Raw genomic sequence first — 16,544 nt, forward strand, 5'->3', positions numbered from 1 at the left:
GGTCACCAGCTCGAATCCGTCGCGGTGCCGGATCCGCCACGATTGCCCTGATCGTCGTTCTCGGCTGGTCGATCTCGCGCCTTCGGCGGGGCGAGCGACGCCTCGACCGGCGCCGGGATCCGCAGCTCCGGCATGCCGTCGATCAGGTCGCTCAGCTTGGGCATCCGCGCACGCTGCTGCTGAAACGGCGCGGTGAGCTCCGCGGTCTTACGAGCGACCTCGGCGGCGGCCTGCTGCGCGGCTTCGGTGACCGCCTTGGCGATCTCGGCGTAGTCGAGGTCATCGATGTCGGCGGCGAACTTCGTCTCGATCACTCGATTGTCGGCGTTCACCGTCACCGTCACCCGCTTGCGCACGGTAGCGGTGCCGATGATCTCCGCACGCTCCTGCTGAATTCGCGCGATCGTGTGGAACTGCTCCTGCACCCCGTCGATCACGGTGTGCAGATCGGACCTGGCCTGCTCGTTGGTCATGCGCTCGCTCAGCCGCGCAGGCCGTCGCGGTTGCCCTGCTCCATGTCCCTGAGCAGCACCGCGCTCTCGTACTGACCGGTGGAGAGGTTGTTCATGCCGGTGGCCATGCTGTCCGCGTTGTCCACGGTGTTCTCGCGCGAGGAGTCGTAGCCGTTGTCACCGTCGGGGCCGTAGAAGAAGTTGGCGCCGAGTGTGTCGGTGCCCCAGCATCCTTCGCGGCTCGCCGTCGAGGCCGCCAGGGTGTCGAGCACACCCTGGATCCGGTCACGGACACGGCCGGTCGCGTCGGCGGCCTTGAAGAACAGGCCGGAATCGAACTCGACTTTCTTGTCCGTCATCGGTTGCCCTCTTCCAGCGCCTACGCGGCGCACCGCACCAGTTCAGATCGTTGAAGACGTCACTGTGACTGTAAGACGAATCCGAGGTGACGGCAACGTGAACGGCACTATGCCGCGCGGATCGTGTTGCTGGAGAGCAGCTTCGACTCCCGAGTTAAGCGCTGGCCTCCCAGTGCGCCTCGACCCGGCCCATCATGCGGTCGATGCCCGCGTTGACCGCCTCGATCAACGCAGGTCGCGACATCGGCGTCGCGACGGGCGCGTCCGAGGGCACCTCGATGGTGTAGCGGCCGTCGTCGGGCAGATCACGCCAGATCAGGATCTCGCGATGCATACCGCGGGAGCCGAACATGGATTTGTTCTGGAGGATATCGATGGTTCCGGTGCGATCGGCGGGAATGTCGAAGAACTCCGCACTGCGCCGGGCCACCGAGGTGTCGGCCTCCTCGAAGAACATCGAGGCGCGCGGCTGATGCTCCTCGGGTTCGGCGTCGGTCGTCAGCGGAATGAGGCCACCGCTGCCCGCGCCGACCACGGGCATCAGGTCGACGAGCGCCTCCGCGATCCCGTACGGGCCACAGTCGATTACCACGTAACCGCCACTGTGCGTATAGGTTTCGCCCGGCCGCTGGTAGACGAGGTACCCGTTGGCGCCCACCCGCGCCGCGCGAGCCTTCACCCAGTACTGCGGGTCGCTCTCCTGCGAATCTCGCCAGCCACGCAGTCGCACCCACACATCCGGGCGTTCGAGCACCTCGAAGACAGTTCGAATCACCGGGTCGAGGGTGTGCTGCAACCGTTCCCAGGTCTCGTAGCTCTCACGCTCGAAATCGGCGAGCAACCGCGTGTTCGTCTTGAAGGTGAGCGGGTTCGGCAGCCGGTTTCCGGTCAATCGCCGCCACAGGACGTAGAACTCGAGATCGGTGAATTCCCATGTCCGGCTCACTCGCCGACCACCAATCGGGCAGCCGAAGCGGCGGAACCGTCGCCTTCGCCGACGGCTTGGGGCAGGGGCACGACCTCGGCCTGCGGGGCCGCTTCCACCAGACCGGGCAACGGTGCGCCGACCTCCGCCAGGCTCGGGAGCAGGTTGGAGAAGTCGGGCAGCGCGGCGCGGGGGAAGGCGCCTGCGGCCGACGCGGTCACCGGAAGTTCCGCGGTCTCGGCCGGTTCGGTGACCGCTGGTGCGTCCGCCACCTCGATCCCCAGCATGGCGGCGATCGGCTCCAACGCGGGGTTGGCCGAGATCAGACTGTTGACCTCCGGCGAGTCCGACAGCATCGACGCCAGATCGGGGAACTGGTCGAAAACCGCGCCGAGCTGACTCAGGTCCGGCATACCCGCGGTCACATCCGTGGAGATCTGTTGCAGCGCGGTCAGCAGATTGGGCAGCGCCTCGGACAGGGAGGAGACCGTCGACGTCACCGCCGACATCAGCGAGGACAACATCTCGGTGCCGGAACTCGACCCGGAGCCGGACTGCGTGCTGCCCGTCTGCTGGCCCACGATGCCCGCTCGCGAGGCGCCGGAGGCGGGGTTCGTCGCACTCGACGAACCCGTGCCCGTCGAACCCGAACCGGTCGAACCCTTTCCCGCAGACCCGGTTCCGGTAGGCGTGGACGGGATGACGCCGGCCTGGATCTGCTCGGCGGTCTTCTGCGCAGCCTGCCCCTCGGGCGTGATCTGCGGCTGAGCCTGAGCTTGCGGAGAGCCGCCACCCCCGGACCCGCTCTTCTGGGACCCGCCACCACCCTGTTGCGACCCGCCACCACCCTGGGACCCGCCACCACCTTGCTGGGATCCGCCGTTCTGTCCACCCGACTGCTGATCCGAGGGCTTTTTCTGGCCACCCGATTCGTCTTTCGGCTTCTCGACAGGTCCGGCCGGCGCGGCAGCTTCGGTAAAGACAGGGAAGAGCTTCGTCGTCTGATCCAGACCGTCGACATAGTGGACGCGATACGCCTCCTGCTTGTCGCCGACATCGTCGCCACAGCCACGTGGCTCGTTCTCGCCGAGCGGCATCGCCACCTTCGTGGAGTACAACCAGTCCGCCGTGTACCGCATGTTGGCCTCGGTCATCCGGAAGTCACCGGACAGGTCGTATACCGACTTGGCGTAGGTCGTGATCGCCTTCAACGCGGCGTCACCACCCTGGCTTTCCCAGCTCTCGGTGGTGATCTTCTGCAGCTTCGCCTCCAGCTGCGATGCGGCCTTGTAGACCTCGGTCGCCATATTCGCCCAGAGGGTCGCCGCGTCACCGACGCCGGCCCATTGGATCCGGACACCGAGGCGATGCAGCTCCCCCCAGTCCATGCTTTCCGGCGAGGCCACCGGAATGGGCTCGATCTCCTTGGGCTTACCCTTCGGCTTGATCTTGGGCACCGACGCGACGTCGACGTCGGCTTCGTGCTTCTTCACGTCGTCCGCGTCGTAGTAGCCGGGGCGATACGAGTCGCCCGTCTTGCCCATCGACGTGCCCAGCTTGTCCTGCTGGGCCTTCGAGGGCGCCACGTCGCCGAGTTTGGTCTTGTCGGCCTTCAACGCGGCGATCTCTGTGCTCGACATGTGGTCCGCGCCGGTATAGGTGTTACCAGCGGATTTGAACAGGTCCATCATGTCGGTCAACGAGGCGACGTGCCGATCGAGACATTCCTTGGCGTCCCACGCCTCGATCTCGAACCGGGTGGCCAGCAGCGGGCCTGCGATAACTTCCGACCCGCCGAGTTCGTCACCGGTGAAGTGCCCGAATTTCGACGCACCGACGATCGCCAGGCAAGCGTTGAACACATCGATCGCGTCGCTACACGCCTTGGCGGCATCGAGCGCGGCACCCGTCTCGACCCGAACCTTAGCCCTACCGGCCAACCCCGACCAGGGAGTCTCGTTACCCACGCACTCGCTCCTCGACGCACACCACCGGCGACCCTCGCCGACGGGCTCGATCGTGTCGGAGTCTAACGACCACGGCGAAACATGCACAGCCCCAGGACTTCACGATTAGGCGAACGATCGGCGCTGCGGCCGGCCGTGTGCCGACCCGCCGAGAGCCCGCACCGGAAGTAATCCAGCAATCCGATCACGATCCGACGGCCGAGACCGATCTGTGACAGACTCGATCGAAGCGCAAGCGGCCGTCCACCGGCCGATGACCGAACGAACGATAGGGCTCTCAGGTTGACGTCCCGACGGAACTGCTCATGACCGACCTGAGCGACCTGAGCGACCTCGAACGGCGCGTCGCGGCCAATCGCGCCAACACCCGCAGCCAGCACTCCGACGACTACCTGCGCCTGGCCGGTTCACTCACCGAACTCGCCCAGGGCCTGCTCGCCACCCGCGACGATCCGTCAGGTCGCGATCGCACCGCCGAGGCGCTGGAGCCCGCCCAGGAAGCGGTGGCCATCCGGCTGCACTGGCTGGTCGAGGGGTTCGTCTCCTACGAGTACGCGGGTGCGCTGCAGGACGCGTTGCGGTTGTTCGAGCAGGCGACCCGGTTGGTCGGGCACCGGCAGCTCGCCACCAACACCATTCGCAGCGCGTGTTCGGCGTATCGGCAGGTCGCGCAGGACTACCCGGATGTCTCGGCCATGTGCGCCGACGGGCTGTCCAAGTGTGGCGTGTGGCTGATGCGGCTCGATCACGACGCGGCGGTGGCGGCGAGCGAGTCGGCGGTGCGGATTCGCGCGGCCATGTACGCGCGCGCGTCCGAGCAGCCCGGCAAGTATCTGGCGAGCCTGAGCAGCTTGCTGCGCACCTTGATGGTCGGCCGCTCGCGCAAGCAGGCCATCGCGACCTATCGCGCGTTGTACTCCGAGGTGACCACCACCGCGAGTACCGCGAAACTGCGTGAAACTCGGGTCGAGGAACTCGATCTCACGGTCAAGACCACGCAGGCGCTGGTGAAGCTGGGCGCGCAGACCTTGGAACGCGCGGGGCGGCTGACCCAGCAGCAGATCCTCTACCAGTCGGGCGGCGACCTGGCCACGATCGACGAGATCAACTGGCGGCTGGCGCTCGTCGGCCTCAAACCCCTTGCGGCCGGGGCGATGCCGGAGCCGCCGTCGCGGCCGGTGGAGATCTCGGCGACCTACGGCGCGATCGCCGTGCGTTGTTCGGCGCCCGACGGTCTCGATCAGGTGCGAGCCGCGATCGTCGACGCGTTCGCTCAGGACGGGGCCGAACCGGTGGACGCGGGCAGGTTCGCGGGTGTGCACGAGAAGCATTGGGGCGTCAAAGAACCCAAGACCAACCTCGACACCCAGCTCGGCGCCGATGTCGTGCTGGTCGAGAAGTCCTCCGGCAGCTGGATTTCGGTGAAGAGCCTCAACTGGGAGATCGGCGCCCTGGGTAAACACCCGCTCGCGGTTGCCCTTTCGGCGAAGTGGCCGGTGCTGACCGTCGCCACGATCGAGAAGATCTCCTACGAACTGTGCCTCTACGACGACGGCGTCGCCACTCAGTACGCCGCCCTCGGCCGACCGGCCGGACAGGCACCGCTGGACACCCCGCTGGCCCCCCTGGATTTCGCGACGTTAGCCGATTACGGCGCCGACTACGCCTCCGAAACTCAGGTCAGAGCCGCCTTCGGCAACGCCGAAATGTTCGCGAAGGTCACCGAACTCCCCGGCGCGGGTATCCGCCAGGCCGCGGAGAAGTCCCCGCTCACCGACTACGGCCCGAATATTCTCTTCTTCGGCAAGAACTGACCGACCAGCCGCCCCGGAATATCCCGGCGCGCAGACGCCCGGCATGATCGGTGACTGTGCGAGTACTGCTGCAGCGTGTGACCAGCGCCAAGGTGAGCGTCGACGGTCAGGTCGTCGGCGACATCGACCCGGCGTCGAACGGTGTCCCCCACGGACTGCTCGCGCTGGTCGGCGCCACCCACACCGATACCGAAACCATCGCGAAAGCCCTGGCCGACAAGACATACCGCCTGCGCATCCTCGACGGCGAACGCTCCGCCGCCGACCTCGACGCCCCCATCCTGGTCGTCAGCCAGTTCACCCTCTACGCCAACACCGCCAAGGGCCGCCGCCCCTCCTGGAACGCCGCCGCCCCCGGCCCCCTCGCCGAACCCCTCGTCGACACCTTCGCCGAAACCCTGCGCGAACTCGGCGCCACCGTGGCCACCGGAAAATTCGGCGCCCACATGCAGATCGAACTCACCAACGACGGCCCGATCACCGTCCTGCTCGAAGGCTGAACTCAGTCAAGACCGTCAGCGAGCGCGGATGACCACACCGCGTCCTCGCCTGCCGAGTTCCACTCGTCCCACGCAGATTCGTACGTGTCTTCGAGCGCACTGTTCATGTCCGACATCCCACCAAACTACTTGTCGCCAGGCCGGTAGGGAATGCCGTCGGCAGCAGGTGCGACCGCCTTTCCGATGAACCCAGCTACCACAACAAGGGTCACCACATACGGCAGCATGCCGAGGAACTCGGTGGGGATCGGGTTGCCCGGCATGGTGTTGAGGAAGCGTTCCAGGGCGCTGGAGAAGCCGAACAGCAGGGCTGCCAGCAGGGCGCCGACCGGCTTCCAGCGGCCGACGATCATCACCGCCAGTGCGACGAAGCCGAGCGCGGCGGTCATGTTCTTGCTGAACGCCACATTGTTGGCGATGGTGAAGAAGGCGCCGCCGAAACCCGACAGGGCACCGGCGCAGGTGACGTTCCAGAAGCGCAGGCGGTTCACGTCGATGCCCGCGGCGTCGGCCGCGGCGGGATGCTCGCCGACGGCCCGCGTGCGCAGGCCCCAGCGGGTGTGGAACAGCAGGTACGACAGCCCGAACACGCAGGCCAGCGCGACATAGACGAACAGGTTCTGGTCGAACAGCACCGGGCCGAGCACCGGGATGTCGGTCAGGAAACCGAGGCCGATGTCGTGGAGGAACCCGCCGATGCGCGGCACCGTGCTCGGCTCGTTGAGCGAATGGTCCATGCGCATGAGCCGCTCGAACAGGAAGCCGGTGAGGCCGAGCGCCAGCAGGTTGAGGATGACACCGGTGACCAGCTGGTTCACCTCGAAGCGGGTGGCCAGCCAGGCCAGCAGCAGCGTCGATGCCATGCCGCTGAGCACCGCGGCCAGTATTCCGAGGTAGGGGTTGTCGGTGATCGAGGCGAACAGCACCGCGGTGAACGCACCCGCCAGGAACTGCCCCTCGATGCCGAGGTTGATCACGCCCGAACGTTCACAGACCACACCCGACAGCGCGCCGAAGATGAACGGCAGCGCCAGGAACAACGTCGAGGCCAGCACGAACTCCACCGGAAAGCCGACACCCGGCGTCACCACCCACGACAGCGCGGCGATCACCAGAGCCGCCACCGCGACGCCGACGATCACCCCGTGCGCTCGCCGCGAGAGCGGCCTGGCGAGCAGCACACCGCCGAGCACCACCGTGAGGACACTGAGGATCAGCACAATCGTGAGAGTGCCGACAGTCCAGCCACTTTCGATGGTCTGATCCAGCCGGAAGGTGGTCGTCCGCCCACCATCGATGAACGACAGCCCGAGGACGCCGAGACCGATGCCGAGCACGGTGAGCACCACCCCGGCCACACGGTGCGGGGCGGCTTCGATCGTGACGACCGGTGACGCGGTAGTGGTACTCACCAGCCCCTCGCTTCCAGAGTATTGAGGCCACCGCGCGGTGTGCGCAGGCGCAGCAGGGTTTTCACCAGCGCGGGCGCGGCCACGAACAGCACGATCACGGCCTGCAACAGCGTGGACATCTCGACCGGGATGGCGGGCTGCATGTGCAGCGTGCCCGATTTCAACGCACCGAACAGCAGTGCCGCGGCCACGATGCCGCCCGGATGCGCCCGCCCTAGCAGAGCGACGGTGATCCCGTCGAACCCGAATTCCGCGACCGTGCCCGGGTTCACCGTGTACGGGTTCAGGCCCAGCACCAGCGCGGCACCACCCAATCCGGCCAGCCCGCCCGACACCCCCATCGTCGTGATGAACGTGCGCCCGATATCGATGCCTGCCGTCGCCGCCGCGTGGGTATTGGCGCCGACCGCGCGAATCCGGTACCCGAAGGTGGATTTTCGCAGCAGCCACCAGATTCCGGCCGCGAGCGCCAGCCCGAGCAACAGCCCCGCACTGACCCGCAGCCCCGACCCGGCCCACCCGAGCAGCCGCGGCAGTCGGCCGGAGAAGTCCACCTGCTTGGAGACCAGCTCCTGCGAGGTCGTCGAATGGATGAACGTGGTGCCCAACGCCCAGAGCAGGAAATAGGTAGCGATGTTGTTCAACATGATCGACGAAATAACCTCGTGTGCACCAGTTTTCGCCTTGAGCACACCGGGGATGGCACCGAGTAGACCACCGGCGAGCGCACCCGCGAGCAGGGCCAGCGGCACATGCAGCAGCGGCGGCAGGTCGAGCGCGAACCCGACGATCACACCGCCGAGCATGCCGAAGATGAACTGCCCGTGCCCGCCGATATTGAACAGTCCGGCCCGGAAAGCCAGGCCGACAGCGAGTCCGGTGAAGATCAGCGGGGTCGCGTAGGTGAGCGTCTCCGAGATCGGCCGCAGCACCTGGGCGAGCGTGGCATCCCCGTCGAAATACTGTCGCAGGCGCCCGAAGTCGATGATCGCGCCTTCGAACAGATCGCGATATCCCGTGCTCACCGCCTGCCACGAGAAGCTCAGCGCATCGGCGGGCCGGTTGAAGAAATAGCCCCATGCTCCCCGCACCGACGCGTCGGAGACGATGATCAGCAGAGCGCCGATCGCGAAGGCGAGCAGCAGCGAATAAATCGTCACCATCACGCTGTTGGCCTCGGTCAGGTACCCGATGAAAGTGCGGCCGACGTCGCGCTTTTCCGGTTTACGCTCGCCGGGTGAGTCGATGGTCGTACTCGGCATGGATGTCCTCGGGGTCGACGACTACAGCTCAGCTCGCGGTGGCTGGATCTGCGGGACGGTGGCCTGCCATGAGCTGACCGATGATCTCGCGCGGCGTATCCGGGGCGAGGACGCCGACGATCTGCCCGTTGTGGATCACCGCGATGCGGTCGGACAGGGCCAGGATCTCGTCCAGCTCCGCGGAGATGAGCAGGACCGCGGTCCCCGAATCACGTTCGGCGACCAGACGACGGTGGATGAACTCGATGGCACCCACATCCACCCCGCGGGTGGGTTGCGCTGCCACCAGAACCGAACGCGGCCTGGAGAATTCGCGCGCGATCACCACCTTCTGCTGATTGCCGCCCGAAAGCGCCGACACCAGCTCCCCCGGCCCTCTGGTGCGGATGTCGAAATCGGCGATGGCCTTGTCGGCGAGCGAGCGCACCGCCGCCGCATCGACCACCCCACGATTGGACAGCGGTTTGTCGCGATACTGATTGAGGACGAGGTTCTCGGCGACGGTGAAATCGGCGGCCAGCCCGTCGCGGCCGCGATCCTCCGGGATGTAGCCGAGCCCGGCGACGATCCGCCGGTACGGGTCCCACCCGGTGATCGGGGTGCCGCCCATCTCGACCGAGCCGCTCTCGGGCGTGACGGTGCCGAGCACCGCTCTGGCCAGTTCGGTCTGACCGTTGCCCTCCACCCCGGCCAACCCGACGATCTCACCGGCCCGTACCTGCAGGTTCAGTCCATCGAGCATCGGCGTCCCGCGCTCGCCGAGCACCGTCAGATCCTTGACGTCCAAGGCGATCTCGCCCGGCCGCGCCTGCGGCCGATCCACGGTGAGCACCACCGAGCGTCCGACCATCGCCGACGCCAGCTCTGCCTCGCTGTCGTCGGGCGATGCCTCGGTCACCACCTTCCCGCGCCGCAGGACAGTGATCGTGTCCGCGATGGCCTTGACCTCTTTGAGCTTGTGGCTGATGAAGATCACCGACATCCCCGAGGCCGTGAGATTGCCGATGATGTCGAGCAGCTCAGCGACTTCGGGCGGGGTGAGCACCGCGGTCGGTTCGTCCAGAATCAGCAGATCGGTCTTGCCCGAGAGCGCCTTCACGATCTCGACGCGCTGCTGCACGCCGACCGGCAGGTCTTCGCAGATCGCGTCGGGGTCGAGCGCCAGACCGTACCGCTGCGACACCTCGAGCACCGCCTGCCGCGCGGTCGCCCGATCGAGGCTCCCGCGCTTGACGTGTTCACGACCAAGCTGCACATTGTCGGCGACGCTGAACGGCCCGACGAGCTTGAAATGCTGATGCACCATGCCGATTCCGGCGGCGATGGCATCGCTGGGCGATCGCAGCCGCACCGGCTCGCCGTCGATCAGGATCTGCCCGCTGGTCGGTTCGAGGATGCCGTACAGCATGTTCATCAGCGTCGACTTGCCCGCGCCGTTCTCCCCGAGGATCGCGTGCACCTGCCCTGGCTCGACGACCAGGTCGACGCTGTCGTCGGCGAGAAACGCACCGAATGCCTTGGTCAGTCCCTGTACTTCGAGTCGCATGGGCGTGTCCTCTACAGCTTCGGGGCGGCCGGGGAATGGATCACGATCTTGCCGTCGACGATGTCGCTTCGCAGCTCGGTGAGCTCCTGCTTCAGCGGCTGCGGCACCTTCGCGTCGAAATCGTGGAACGGCGCGAGCCCGACCCCGGCATTGCTCAAGGTGCCCACGTATCGACCGTCCATGACACCGTCGCTGTAGGCATTGTCGATCGCCACGCGGATCGCGGCGGCGATGTCCTTCATCGAGGAGGACAACATGATGTCCTGGTACTCCGGAACCGCTTGGTAGCCATCGGAATCCACCCAGATCATGGATACACCGGCGGAGTCCTGCACGGCGGAGGCCCCGCCCATCCCGACCGGCCCGGCCACCGGGTGGATCACGTCGGCGCCCTGGGCGATGAAGTTCTCGGTGAGTGAGCGGCCCGCGCTCGTATCGTCGAAGTTGCCGGTGAACGAGCCGTTCTGGTCTTCGACGTCCCAACCGAGCACGGCGATCGCGGTGCCGTGCTCGGTGTTGTAGCCGGCCACCCCGGCGGCGAACCCGTCCATGAAGATGGTCACCGCGGGAATCTCCATGCCACCCCAGGTGGCGACCCGACCGGTCTTGGACATCCCGGCCGCGAGATAGCCTGCCAGATAAGAAGATTGGGCGGCGTTGAATTCCATCGAGTAGACATTGCCCAACTCGACGTGCGCGTCCACGATCGCGAAACGCTGATCGGGATACTCGCCTGCCACCTGCGCCACCGCCTCGGCCATCAGGCCGCCGACGCCGATCACCAGATCGCAGTCGTCGTCGGCCGAGGCTCGCAGGTTGGGTTCGTAGTCGGCGGAACTATTGGACTGACGGTAGGAGCCGTAGACACCGGGGTTGGCGTCGATCGCGGCTTTCACACCGTTCCAGCCGGATTCGTTGAACGACTTGTCGTCGACACCGCCCGCGTCGGTCACCATGCAGGTCTCGAAACCCGCGTTCGCCGTGCCGTAGGTATTGCCCGATCCCGTATAGCGCGCGTTCGGCGGCGGCTCGGCGCAACCGGCGAGCAGTGCCGTAGCCACGCAAGCGACCAGCGCGATGCGAGATCTCATCTCTCAGAGATACAGGATCACACCAACAGCCAGTCGGTTTAGAAAGATTACTTCACCGAAAAGTCGTCGCCGACTACTCCGGGCGCAGGGTGAGAATGCGTGGCCCGTCCTCGGTCACAGCGACGCTGTGCTCCCAGTGCGCGGCCCGCGACCCGTCGGTGGTGACCACGGTCCACTCATCATCGAGGGTCTTGGTGTCGGTGGTGCCGAGCGTCAGCATCGGCTCGATCGCCAGCACCGACCCGACCACCAGGCGCGGGCCCTTACCGGGCGCGCCTTCGTTGGGCAGGAACGGATCCATGTGCATCTCGCGGCCGATGGCGTGGCCACCGTAGCCGTCGACGATGCCGTATTGCCGACCGTGCGCCTGCGCGGCCGCGCGAGTACCCAGCTCGATGGCGTGCGAGACGTCGGTGAGCCGGTTGCCCGGTAGCATCGCCGCGATGCCGGTCTCCATCGAGAGCCTGGTCGCCTCGCTCAGCAGGTGATCGGCCTCGATGATGTTGCCGATGCCGAACGTCCACGCCGAGTCGCCGTGCCAGCCGTCGAGAATGGCGCCGCAGTCGATGGACACGAGATCGCCCTCGGCGAGAATGTCACTCGCCGAGGGGATCCCGTGGACCACACGGTCGTTGACCGAAGAACAGATCGAGCCGGGGAAGCCGTGATAACCCTTGAACGACGGGACAGCGCCCGCGTCGCGGATCGTCGCCTCGGCGACCTCGTCGAGCTCCAGCGTCGAAACGCCGGGCTTGGCCGCCGCGCGAACGGCGACCAGCGTCGCACCGACGATCGCGCCGGCTGCCTGCATGGCATCCAGCTCGCCCGCCGAACGGAACGGCACGACCTTCTTCTTACGGTTGAAGACCATCCGGCCTCAGTACTCCGATCCGCTGGGGCTCATCCCCGCTCGCGCGGGGAGGTGAAGAGCTACTGTCCGAGCGCCTTGAGCGCGCGGGCGTTGACCTCATCGACTTCGCCGATGCCGTCGACGGTCACGACCAGACCGTCGTAGTACTCGAGCAGCGGCTCGGTCTCCTCACGGTAGACCCGCAGCCGGTTGCGGATGACGTCCTCGGTGTCGTCGGCGCGCCCACGGGAGAGCATGCGCTCCACCACGGTGTCCTCGGCGACCACGAAGCACAGCACGGCGTCGAGCTTGGTGCCGTTGTGCTCGAGGATCTTCTTCAGCGCGTCGGCCTGGTCGACCGTGCGCGGGTAACCGTCGAGCACGAAACCGTTCGCGGCATCGGGCTCGCCGACGCGGGCCTCGACCATGCGGTTGGTGACGTCGCTTGGAACGAGGTCGCCCGCGTCCATGTACTTCTGTGCCTCGCGACCGAGGGCGGTCTGCTGGCTGATGTTCGCGCGGAAGAGGTCTCCGGTGGAGATGTGCGGAACGCCCAGCTTCTCTGACAGCAGGACGGCCTGAGTACCTTTGCCGGCACCCGGCGGACCGAGCAGAACAACTCTCACTTGAGGAACCCTTCGTAATTTCGATTCATCAGCTGGCTCTCGATCTGCTTGACCGTGTCGAGACCCACGCTGACCATGATGAGCACCGCGGTACCGCCGAACGGAAGGTTCGCCACCGCACCCGAATTGCCCATGTCGAGGAACAGGTTCGGGAGCACGGCGACCAAACCGAGGTAAATCGAGCCAGGCAGGGTGATGCGGCTCAGGACGAAGTTCAGATAGTCGGCGGTCGGCTTACCGGGCCGGTAGCCCGGGATGAAGCCACCGAACTTCTTCATCTCGTCCGCGCGTTCCTCCGGATTGAAGGTGATCGCGACGTAGAAGTAGGTGAAGAACACGATCAGGCCGAAGTAGATCGCGATGTAGACCGGGTTGGACGGGTTCACCAGGTATTTCTGGATGGCTTCCTGCCACCAGCTCGGCTCCGTTGCCGTGCTCGACCCGGTGAGCTGCGCGATCAGGTTCGGCAGGTACAGCAGCGAGGACGCGAAGATCACCGGGATGACACCGGCCTGGTTGACCTTCAACGGCAGGTACGTCGATGAACCGCCGTACATCTTGCGACCGACGACGCGCTTGGCGTACTGCACCGGAATCCGGCGCTGACCCTGCTCGACGAAGATCACGGCCACGATGATCGCCAGCACGGCCCCACACACCAGGCCGAACACGAGGCCGCCACGGGTGTCGAGGATGTTCTTGCCGTCGATCGGGATACGCGCCGCGATACCGGCGAAGATGAGCAGCGACATGCCGTTACCGACACCGCGCTCGGTGATCTGCTCGCCGAACCACATCACCAGCGAGGCACCGGCGGTCATCACCAGCACGATGATGATCATGCCGAAGATGCTGGTATCAGCGAGGATCGGCTCGTTGCAGCCTTGGAGCAGCTGACCGCGCGAGGCGAGCGCGACGAGACCGGTGGCCTGCAGGACCGCCAAGGCGACCGACAGGTACCTCGTGTACTGCGTCATCTTGGTCTGGCCGGATTGGCCTTCCTTGCGCAGTTCCTCGAACCGCGGGATGACGACGGTCAGCAGCTGGATGATGATGCTCGCGGTGATGTACGGCATGATGCCGATCGCGAACACCGACAGCTGCAGCAGCGCGCCACCGGAGAAGAGGTTGATGAGCTGGTAGATACCGGCGGATTCACCGCCGGAGACCAGCTTCACGCACTCCTGGACGTTTTGGTAGTCGACGCCGGGGGACGGCAGCGCGGCACCCAACCGGTACAGCGCGATCAACCCCAGCGTGAAGAGAATCTTCCGCCGTAAGTCCGGAGTCCGGAAGGCCGATACGAAGGCGGAAAGCACAAATCCTCCTGGCGAACGACATGGTCATGCCATGCGACATCGGTTTTACGGAAACGTCAGCCCATGACAGGGTTTGGCAGCCAACGACTGAACTCTAACAGTGACACCGGACGAGTTTGCCACTCGTCCGGTGTCGACTGCTATTCAGAGTACCGTCAGGCCAGTTCGGTGACAGTGCCACCGGCTGCGGTGATCTTCTCCTTGGCGGAGCCGGTCACCTTGTCGGCGGTCACCTGGATGGCGACACCGATCTCGCCGTCGCCGAGAACCTTGACCAGCTCGTTCTTGCGAACGGCGCCGGCCGCGACGAGCTCGGCCTTACCGATGGTGCCGCCCTGCGGGAACAGCTCAGCGATGCGGCCAACGTTGACAACCTGGTACTCGACCCGGAAGCGGTTGGTGAAGCCGCGAAGCTTCGGCAGACGCATGTGCAGCGGCATCTGGCCACCCTCGAACGCCGCGGGGACGTTCTTGCGCGCCTTGGTGCCCTTGGTACCGCGACCAGCGGTCTTACCCTTGGAACCTTCACCGCGACCCACACGGGTCTTCTCGGTCTTGGAGCCAGGGGCGGGACGCAGGTGGTGCAATTTGATGGTCATGTCTAGACCTCCTCAACTGTTACGAGGTGGCGCACGACGTTGATCAGACCGCGGTTCTGAGCGTTGTCCTCACGAACCACCGACTGGCGGATCTTCCGCAGACCAAGCGTCCGCAGGCTGTCGCGCTGGTTCGACTTGGCACCGATCGTGCTCTTGATCTGGGTTACCTTGAGATCAGCCATGTCAGGCTCCCTGTCCTGCACGCGCACGCAGCATGCCCGCCGGAGCGACATCCTCGATCGGCAGACCGCGACGAGCGGCAACCTCTTCGGGACGCTGGAGCATCTTGAGCGCGGCAACTGTCGCGTGAACGACGTTGATCGCATTGTCGCTACCGAGCGACTTCGACAGAATGTCGTGGATACCGGCACATTCGAGCACGGCACGGCACGCACCACCGGCGATCACACCGGTACCGGGCGAAGCCGGACGCAGCATGACCACACCGGCCGCCGCCTCACCCTGAACCGGGTGGACGATGGTCGAGCCGATCATCGGGACGCGGAAGAAGCTCTTACGAGCCTCCTCGACACCCTTCTGGATGGCCGCGGGAACTTCCTTGGCCTTGCCGTAGCCGACGCCGACCAGACCGTTGCCGTCACCGACGATCACGAGGGCGGTGAAGCTGAAGCGACGACCACCCTTCACGACCTTGGAGACACGGTTGATCGCGACGACGCGCTCGAGCTGGTTCTTCTCGGCCGCATTGTCGCGACGGTCGCCGCCACCGCGACGATCGCCACCGCCACGACGGTTGCCCTCGGGGCCTCCGGCGTTGCTGTTGGTGTTGGGTCCGGCGGGTCCGCTGCCGCCGTCACGCCGCTGACGTCCCGGCATCAGACGTTCCTTCCGTTAGAAATTGCAGTCATCAGAACTTCAGCCCACCTTCACGAGCGGCATCGGCCAGCGCCGCGATACGGCCGTGGTAGTCGTGACCACCACGGTCGAACACGACCGCCTCGATACCGGCAGCCTTGGCACGCTCGGCGATCAGCTGACCGACCTTCGCGCCCTTGGCGGACTTGTCACCTTCGAGCGCGCGCACGTCGGCCTCGATCGAGGAAGCGGCGGCAATGGTCTTGCCCACCGAGTCGTCGATCAGCTGAGCGTGCAGGTGGCGCGCGGAGCGGTTGACCACCAGGCGCGGACGCTCGGTGGTGCCTTCGACCTTCTTACGAAGACGGAAGTGACGGCGGGTCTTCGACAGGCGACGCTTCGTGGAAGCATCCTTGCCCAGCGGAATCCGCTTCGCCTTCTGGTTAGCAGTTTGCGCCATGATCACTTACCCGTCTTTCCGACCTTGCGGCGAACGACCTCGCCGGCGTAGCGGATGCCCTTGCCCTTGTACGGGTCGGGCTTACGCAGTCCGTGGATGACAGCGGAGATCTGACCGACCGCCTGCTTGTCGATGCCGGACACCGAGAACTTGGTGGGCGATTCCACCGCGAAGGTGATGCCTGCCGGGGCCGTGATCGGCACCGGGTGGCTGTAGCCGAGGGCGAACTCGAGGTTCGAACCCTTGGCCTGAACGCGGTAACCGACGCCGAAGATTTCCATCTTCTTCTCGTAGCCCTTGGTGACACCCTCGACCATGTTGGCGATCAGGGTGCGGGAAAGGCCGTGCAGCGAACGGTTCGCGCGCTCGTCGTTGGGACGAGCAACCTCGAGCTCATTACCTTCACCCTTGGTGACGGTGATGGGCTCGGCCACGGTGTGCGACAGGGTGCCCTTGGGCCCCTTGACCGTGACAACCTGGCCGTCGATGTTGACGTCGACGCCGGCCGGAATCTCGATGGGCTTCTTACCAATACGCGACATTAGT

At 65.8% G+C, this 16,544-nt stretch carries 18 protein-coding genes; 2 read left to right on the top strand and 16 right to left on the bottom strand.

Annotated elements, in window-relative coordinates:
• Window positions 1-2 precede the first annotated feature (2 nt).
• The 4 genes from ACFXKN_RS12045 to ACFXKN_RS12060 form a co-directional block, all read right to left on the bottom strand.
• Complete coding sequence (locus ACFXKN_RS12045) at window positions 3-473, bottom strand: YbaB/EbfC family nucleoid-associated protein (protein WP_378953835.1); 471 nt, start codon at window positions 471-473, stop codon at window positions 3-5.
• An 8-nt stretch (window positions 474-481) separates the two neighbouring features.
• Window positions 482-811, bottom strand: coding sequence for a hypothetical protein (locus ACFXKN_RS12050; protein WP_378953832.1), 330 nt, complete (start codon window positions 809-811; stop codon window positions 482-484).
• Between the two features lie 154 nt (window positions 812-965).
• Window positions 966-1,757 carry an ESX secretion-associated protein EspG gene (locus tag ACFXKN_RS12055; protein WP_378953830.1) on the bottom strand — a complete coding sequence of 264 codons (792 nt, stop codon included), beginning with the start codon at window positions 1,755-1,757 and terminating at the stop codon, window positions 966-968.
• Complete coding sequence (locus ACFXKN_RS12060; RefSeq protein WP_378953828.1) at window positions 1,754-3,703, bottom strand: hypothetical protein; 1,950 nt, start codon at window positions 3,701-3,703, stop codon at window positions 1,754-1,756. The genes ACFXKN_RS12055 and ACFXKN_RS12060 overlap by 4 nt, the downstream gene beginning before the upstream one ends.
• A 305-nt stretch (window positions 3,704-4,008) precedes the next feature.
• Between ACFXKN_RS12060 and ACFXKN_RS12065 the strand changes: the two genes are divergently transcribed.
• Window positions 4,009-5,517 (top strand): hypothetical protein, encoded by a 1,509-nt coding sequence (locus ACFXKN_RS12065; RefSeq protein ID WP_379432960.1) that lies wholly within the window; start codon window positions 4,009-4,011, stop codon window positions 5,515-5,517.
• Between the two features lie 56 nt (window positions 5,518-5,573).
• On the top strand, window positions 5,574-6,017 hold the full coding sequence (gene dtd / locus ACFXKN_RS12070; protein WP_379432995.1) for a D-aminoacyl-tRNA deacylase: 444 nt from the start codon (window positions 5,574-5,576) through the stop codon (window positions 6,015-6,017).
• A gap of 125 nt (window positions 6,018-6,142) precedes the next feature.
• Here the strand turns inward: dtd and ACFXKN_RS12075 are convergent, their stop codons facing one another.
• From ACFXKN_RS12075 to rplF, 12 genes are all read right to left on the bottom strand, one after another.
• Window positions 6,143-7,429 carry an ABC transporter permease gene (locus ACFXKN_RS12075; protein WP_379432961.1) on the bottom strand — a complete coding sequence of 429 codons (1,287 nt, stop codon included), beginning with the start codon at window positions 7,427-7,429 and terminating at the stop codon, window positions 6,143-6,145.
• A complete protein-coding gene (locus tag ACFXKN_RS12080) occupies window positions 7,426-8,691 on the bottom strand; it encodes an ABC transporter permease (protein WP_379432962.1) in 1,266 nt (421 codons plus the stop codon). The genes ACFXKN_RS12075 and ACFXKN_RS12080 overlap by 4 nt, the downstream gene beginning before the upstream one ends.
• A 28-nt stretch (window positions 8,692-8,719) precedes the next feature.
• Window positions 8,720-10,237, bottom strand: coding sequence for an ABC transporter ATP-binding protein (locus tag ACFXKN_RS12085; RefSeq protein WP_379432963.1), 1,518 nt, complete (start codon window positions 10,235-10,237; stop codon window positions 8,720-8,722).
• 11 nt (window positions 10,238-10,248) lie between these two features.
• On the bottom strand, window positions 10,249-11,328 hold the full coding sequence (locus ACFXKN_RS12090) for a BMP family protein (RefSeq protein WP_379432964.1): 1,080 nt from the start codon (window positions 11,326-11,328) through the stop codon (window positions 10,249-10,251).
• 73 nt (window positions 11,329-11,401) lie between these two features.
• A complete protein-coding gene (gene map, locus ACFXKN_RS12095; protein ID WP_379432965.1) occupies window positions 11,402-12,199 on the bottom strand; it encodes a type I methionyl aminopeptidase in 798 nt (265 codons plus the stop codon).
• A 59-nt stretch (window positions 12,200-12,258) separates the two neighbouring features.
• On the bottom strand, window positions 12,259-12,804 hold the full coding sequence (locus tag ACFXKN_RS12100; protein WP_378919119.1) for an adenylate kinase: 546 nt from the start codon (window positions 12,802-12,804) through the stop codon (window positions 12,259-12,261).
• A complete protein-coding gene (gene secY / locus ACFXKN_RS12105; protein WP_378953804.1) occupies window positions 12,801-14,123 on the bottom strand; it encodes a preprotein translocase subunit SecY in 1,323 nt (440 codons plus the stop codon). The genes ACFXKN_RS12100 and secY overlap by 4 nt, the downstream gene beginning before the upstream one ends.
• A gap of 155 nt (window positions 14,124-14,278) precedes the next feature.
• Window positions 14,279-14,722, bottom strand: coding sequence for a 50S ribosomal protein L15 (rplO, locus tag ACFXKN_RS12110; protein ID WP_378598338.1), 444 nt, complete (start codon window positions 14,720-14,722; stop codon window positions 14,279-14,281).
• A gap of 2 nt (window positions 14,723-14,724) precedes the next feature.
• A complete protein-coding gene (rpmD, locus tag ACFXKN_RS12115; protein WP_056819257.1) occupies window positions 14,725-14,904 on the bottom strand; it encodes a 50S ribosomal protein L30 in 180 nt (59 codons plus the stop codon).
• 1 nt (window position 14,905) lies between these two features.
• Window positions 14,906-15,559 carry a 30S ribosomal protein S5 gene (gene rpsE, locus ACFXKN_RS12120; protein WP_378953802.1) on the bottom strand — a complete coding sequence of 218 codons (654 nt, stop codon included), beginning with the start codon at window positions 15,557-15,559 and terminating at the stop codon, window positions 14,906-14,908.
• Between the two features lie 31 nt (window positions 15,560-15,590).
• A complete protein-coding gene (gene rplR, locus ACFXKN_RS12125; RefSeq protein ID WP_266296784.1) occupies window positions 15,591-15,998 on the bottom strand; it encodes a 50S ribosomal protein L18 in 408 nt (135 codons plus the stop codon).
• Between the two features lie 2 nt (window positions 15,999-16,000).
• On the bottom strand, window positions 16,001-16,540 hold the full coding sequence (gene rplF, locus ACFXKN_RS12130) for a 50S ribosomal protein L6 (RefSeq protein ID WP_378953800.1): 540 nt from the start codon (window positions 16,538-16,540) through the stop codon (window positions 16,001-16,003).
• Between the last annotated feature and the right edge of the window lie 4 nt (window positions 16,541-16,544).

Origin of the sequence: Nocardia sp. NPDC059195 (assembly GCF_042754695.1) — a bacterium.
Lineage (GTDB): Bacteria > Actinomycetota > Actinomycetes > Mycobacteriales > Mycobacteriaceae > Nocardia.

Coding starts and splice junctions, on each gene's coding strand:
- ACFXKN_RS12045 (WP_378953835.1), bottom strand. CDS start 473: ATGACCAACGAGCAGGCCAGGTCCGATCTGCACACCGTGATCGACGGG.
- ACFXKN_RS12050 (WP_378953832.1), bottom strand. CDS start 811: ATGACGGACAAGAAAGTCGAGTTCGATTCCGGCCTGTTCTTCAAGGCC.
- ACFXKN_RS12065 (WP_379432960.1), top strand. CDS start 4,009: ATGACCGACCTGAGCGACCTGAGCGACCTCGAACGGCGCGTCGCGGCC.
- ACFXKN_RS12080 (WP_379432962.1), bottom strand. CDS start 8,691: ATGCCGAGTACGACCATCGACTCACCCGGCGAGCGTAAACCGGAAAAG.
- ACFXKN_RS12085 (WP_379432963.1), bottom strand. CDS start 10,237: ATGCGACTCGAAGTACAGGGACTGACCAAGGCATTCGGTGCGTTTCTC.
- ACFXKN_RS12090 (WP_379432964.1), bottom strand. CDS start 11,328: ATGAGATCTCGCATCGCGCTGGTCGCTTGCGTGGCTACGGCACTGCTC.
- map (WP_379432965.1), bottom strand. CDS start 12,199: ATGGTCTTCAACCGTAAGAAGAAGGTCGTGCCGTTCCGTTCGGCGGGC.
- rplO (WP_378598338.1), bottom strand. CDS start 14,722: ATGACCATCAAATTGCACCACCTGCGTCCCGCCCCTGGCTCCAAGACC.
- rpmD (WP_056819257.1), bottom strand. CDS start 14,904: ATGGCTGATCTCAAGGTAACCCAGATCAAGAGCACGATCGGTGCCAAG.
- rpsE (WP_378953802.1), bottom strand. CDS start 15,559: ATGCCGGGACGTCAGCGGCGTGACGGCGGCAGCGGACCCGCCGGACCC.
- rplR (WP_266296784.1), bottom strand. CDS start 15,998: ATGGCGCAAACTGCTAACCAGAAGGCGAAGCGGATTCCGCTGGGCAAG.
- rplF (WP_378953800.1), bottom strand. CDS start 16,540: ATGTCGCGTATTGGTAAGAAGCCCATCGAGATTCCGGCCGGCGTCGAC.